The organism is Allocoleopsis sp. (assembly GCF_036703385.1).
Lineage (GTDB): Bacteria > Cyanobacteriota > Cyanobacteriia > Cyanobacteriales > Coleofasciculaceae > Allocoleopsis.
Genome location: NZ_DATNPA010000170.1, coordinates 1 through 4,241 on the forward strand (window position 1 = coordinate 1; position 4,241 = coordinate 4,241).

Genomic DNA, 4,241 nt, shown 5'->3' on the forward strand with positions numbered 1-4,241 from the left:
GCTACCCTAACTGGGGCAAACTTAACGGAAGCTAACTTGACACAAGTCAACCTAACTCAAACCCACATTCATGAGGTTAACTTCAGTCGTGCCAACCTGCGTGGGGCAATCATGCCGGATGGAGTGATTCTAACTTAGTGACATTCTCCCTCGCTAAATCGGAGATTATAGCGAGGGCTTCCCAAGAATCACTTCTTAGGTTTCCTGGTTTTTCCCTTACGGGATTGCGACACTTGCCTAGACTCGCTTTCGCTCGTCCCCGGTAGATCGTCTGCACAGGCCGTTTCCATTCCCGCAAGCCCTGCGGTACTAATTAACTTAATTCCTCGGTTTCTAATATTTTGACCGGCTGCTACATCCCTATCGGTACGGAACCCACAATGAGGACAGTCGTGGATTCTCACGCTCAGGTCTTTTTTGACTTCACCACCACATTCGGGACACTGTTGAGAAGTCCCCCTTGCATCAACTTCAGCAAAGAACTTTCCACGCTTCCAGCACACATACTTAACGATGTTTCTGAATTGTCCGAACGCAGCATCAAGCATGTGTTTCCCAAACATTCCTTTGGCGCTGGTACGGTAATCTAAATCTTCCATGAAGACCATATCTCCAGCGTCACAAAGAGCATGAGCTTGTTTGTAGTGGAAGTCTTTCCTCGTGTTGTCAATCTGGTGGTGAAGTCTAGCTACCTTAATTCTGCCTTTCTCGTAGTTCTTAGACTGCTGATTTTTTCTAGATAATCTGCGTTGTAGCAATTTCAGCTCACTTTGCAACTTCTTGAAAAACTTAGGCGGTTTTACGAGAACACCATCACTAGTTGCCAAAAACTTCTCTAACCCAATGTCAACCCCGATGGGATGACCGGATGGCGCTGGGTCAGGAACACTGACATTACATTGCAGGGAGATAGATGCATACCATCTATCAGCTTTCCTCAAAATTCTGACTTGCTTGACCACAAACCCTGTTGAGATAGGTCGGTGCAAATTGATAGGGATTACCCCAATCTTGGGCAGCTTAATATGAAAGTTCGTTACTGGACACTCTTTGAACTGAGGAAACAGTAACGACTTAAACTGCCCGTATTTCTTGAATCTGGGAAAGCCAAAACCTTTCTCCTGAAAATATTCCCAACCTCTGTGCAACTGTTTAATAGCTTGCTGGAGAACCTGGGAAGGAACTTCACCCAATCTGGGGAATTCCTTCTTGGCTTTCGGCAGGTTGTTAAGTTGCTGGATTTCGCCAGGAAACTTCAATTCCGAAGAGAGGATGTATTCTTTCTCAATGGAGCATCTATCCACCAAACACTTACGACTATCGCACCAATCTTTTATCTCCCGCAGTGCATAGTTATAAGCATTGCGACAAATATCCATCCACTCAATGAGCTGGTGTTTTTGAGTGGCATCTGGATAGATTCGATAACTATAAGTAAGTGTCAACATCTTAATATTATACAATATTTACTGGCTACCAGCGCGGCATTAAATGTTAAAAAAAGAGGAGGCATCCTTTGCGAAGCATACGCGAAGCGTATACCTCCTCTTTTAACCGCCTTTCATCCCCCGCTAAGCTTTCGGGGGTACTCGGCGACGCCTCGATATATTCCTCTCTAGCTATAGCGGGGGTCTTCCCGGCGGATTAGATAAAATTTAAGTACACTGTGTTGATGCGCAAGTAACTGGAGAATCGATTGGTTCAACTGCAACGATTAGTTATTGCACCTCAACAGCACAAAGAAGGGGAAATTTTTTTGACCCCTTCCCAACAGCACTATCTCAGTCGAGTTTTACGATTGAAAGCAGGCGATCGCTTTATTGCGATGGATGGACAGGGGAGCTGGTGGGTGAGTGAACTAGCAGCCGATCTGACCCAAGCTAACATTCTCGAATCCCTGTGTGTTGAAACCGAATTATCGGGAACGGTGACATTGATGGCAGCGATGCCTAAAGGTAATGGATTTGATGATGTGGTGTATCAGGCAACAGAGTTGGGCGTTGCTTGCATCATCCCGTTAAAGAGCGATCGCACCCTCCTCAATCCCAGTCCGCAGAAACTCGAACGCTGGCGTCGGCTGACTCAAGAGGCAGCCGAGCAATCTGAGCGTCAAATTGTACCAACCCTTTTCGACCCCATAGACTTTGTCGCAAGTCTAGAATTACCTGAAACCTCAAACGCCTATCGCTATATAGCCGTAGCACGGGGTGATGCGCCTCATTTGGTGAGTTGCTTGCAAAACCAAATATTAGAACCTGATGCGGGTCAATTTTCCGTGATGATCGCGACTGGCCCTGAAGGTGGCTGGACAGGTACAGAAGTAGAACAAGCCAAAACGGCTGGTTTTCAACCTGTTTCCTTAGGGGATCGCATCCTCAGAGCCGTCACGGCTCCCATCGTTGCCTTGTCTGTGATCGCATCAGTGTTAGAGCTGAAAGCCAATGTGCGATTCCCCTCGCAAGTAACAGGGGTCAGGGAATGACCACAAGAATGAGGCAGGTAAGGATACAGCGTCTTCCAGATCAGAGCGTATCTCCTACAATGAGAGGGAATGTAGCGACTTTCCCTTTCAAGGGCAACTTTAAGGGGGATTCGGCTGCCAACGCAAACATTAAACCGAGTGAGTGCTGACTACCTATTCCTCAGCCGTCATGATTGACCAAGTTGTCGATGCTTTTGAACGCCAAGATTATCGAACCGCTGCCCGATTACTCAAACAACTGGTAAAGCAGGAACCGAAGAATCCTTGGGTACAGCTTTATGTCGGACGATTGCATGAAGCGACGGGTAAGATGGAATCGGCTGAAGCCGTCTATCGGCAGTTACTCAGGGGAACGACCAACCCTAAAATTATGTCTCAAGCGCGTCAGGGACTGGGGCGCTTGGAAGCAATGGAACAAGAGCGAAGACGGCAAGCTCTGGCTGAGGCGACAGCTGACCCTAATAGTGGAGAATTAGGGGCTTTGGTACTGGAACCCATCAGTACTGAAGCGAAAACCGAAGCCATTCAAAAGTTTGCCCGCATCATGCAAATCGATGCCTACTCCGCAAGGTTACAGCTACCCATGCGTGGTTGGCGGTTGTACCGCACTGGACCAATGGGAGAACTGAACTTTTATGTTTCATCCCTGCGCGACGCGTCCATTCCTTGCTTTTCAGCCGCGATCGGCAATATCAAAGAAATTAACGTATTTAATGTGCATTATTTTTCTGAGAGCGAAGGGGTAGGGACGTCAGGAGCCTTAGGTCGCCTCTCGTCTCAAGCTAGCGTTGTGTGCAAAAACGCTCAGGGACAGTTGGGTTCCCTGACATTTAATTGGTCAGAAGTGACCCAACGAGTGGAAGGGTTGCTGCCGCTTTTTGACGAAGTCGTTGATCACGATGGGCGCGGCAACTTAAAGCGCAAAACTCAAACCTTAGACTATGTTCAGTTTTGCGACCTGCATTTACCAGAGCGAGGCACTATTCTGCGCTTGTGCGATCGCAACTATCAGTTTCAGCAGGGAATTACTCTTTTTCCAAAACCGCTTCAAGACCCGCGTCAGAAATCTAAAGCGCCTTCCCTCGAACAAGGAACCACCAGAAAGAACTGGAATCACTTACTAGATTTCCTCAATCCCAAATTGCCTCAGATCCCAGTCTGGTCAGATTTCAAGACCTTTGCCGAAACAGCAATAGATTTTAGAGAAATGCTGGGTCACCTGCCCTCTCATATCGACTTGTTCCGCCGTAAAGAGACGCCTTGGGACCCAGCATTTCAGTTGTATAGTGGATTGGTTTTCCTGAAGAATTCTTCTCAGTAAAGATGATATTCCTGAGGTACTATTTCGTCGGTGTTTTCACCTGACGTGCCATATCCCGGAACATCTCCATGTTCGGACCTGGACGACGCCGACTATTGGTAGGTGTGGGCATTAAGTAGTTAGGAGCAAAGGTCGATGCAGCTTGGGGTGCCACTTTGCCATTAGTGGCAGGGGCTGGGGGGTTAGGCTGCGCTTCAATCTTTACTTTCTCGTTCCCAGAAGGTACTTGATTAACGGGCGAGGCTTTGGGACGTTCGAGTGTTGCTACAGCAGATTGAGACGATTCTACCTGCTTGGCTGGAGCTGCCGCCTTAGCTTTCATGGGTTCTGGCTTCTTGGCTTCAGTACCTGACGCAACGTTTCCGCTGTCGTCTAGCTCCAAGAAATACCCTTCCGATTTTTCCGCCTTAGGAGCCGACTCACCGTCTTTGGATTTTT

At 47.9% G+C, this 4,241-nt stretch carries 5 protein-coding genes; 3 read left to right on the plus strand and 2 right to left on the minus strand.

What is annotated here, in order from left to right; translation table 11 throughout:
* Window positions 1-138 (plus strand): pentapeptide repeat-containing protein (locus V6C93_RS08705; RefSeq protein ID WP_333476267.1); only part of this gene is annotated, 138 nt, incomplete at its 5' end.
* A gap of 50 nt (window positions 139-188) precedes the next feature.
* Here V6C93_RS08705 and V6C93_RS08710 read toward each other — a convergent pair.
* Complete coding sequence (locus V6C93_RS08710) at window positions 189-1,448, minus strand: transposase (protein ID WP_333476263.1); 1,260 nt, start codon at window positions 1,446-1,448, stop codon at window positions 189-191.
* A 248-nt stretch (window positions 1,449-1,696) separates the two neighbouring features.
* On the opposite strand from V6C93_RS08710, the gene V6C93_RS08715 reads away from it, so the two are divergent.
* Together V6C93_RS08715 and V6C93_RS08720 are read left to right on the plus strand one after the other, a co-directional pair.
* Window positions 1,697-2,482, plus strand: coding sequence for a 16S rRNA (uracil(1498)-N(3))-methyltransferase (locus tag V6C93_RS08715; RefSeq protein WP_333476264.1), 786 nt, complete (start codon window positions 1,697-1,699; stop codon window positions 2,480-2,482).
* Between the two features lie 169 nt (window positions 2,483-2,651).
* Window positions 2,652-3,803: a tetratricopeptide repeat protein gene (locus V6C93_RS08720; protein WP_349262657.1), complete on the plus strand. Its 1,152-nt coding sequence runs from the start codon at window positions 2,652-2,654 to the stop codon at window positions 3,801-3,803.
* Between the two features lie 19 nt (window positions 3,804-3,822).
* Here V6C93_RS08720 and V6C93_RS08725 read toward each other — a convergent pair.
* A partial coding sequence (locus tag V6C93_RS08725; RefSeq protein WP_333476266.1) for a hypothetical protein occupies window positions 3,823-4,241 on the minus strand: 419 nt, incomplete at its 5' end.

Excerpts from the sequence above, each read along its gene's own strand:
- V6C93_RS08710 (WP_333476263.1), bottom strand. The coding sequence starts at position 1,448 with ATGTTGACACTTACTTATAGTTATCGAATCTATCCAGATGCCACTCAA.
- V6C93_RS08720 (WP_349262657.1), top strand. The coding sequence starts at position 2,652 with ATGATTGACCAAGTTGTCGATGCTTTTGAACGCCAAGATTATCGAACC.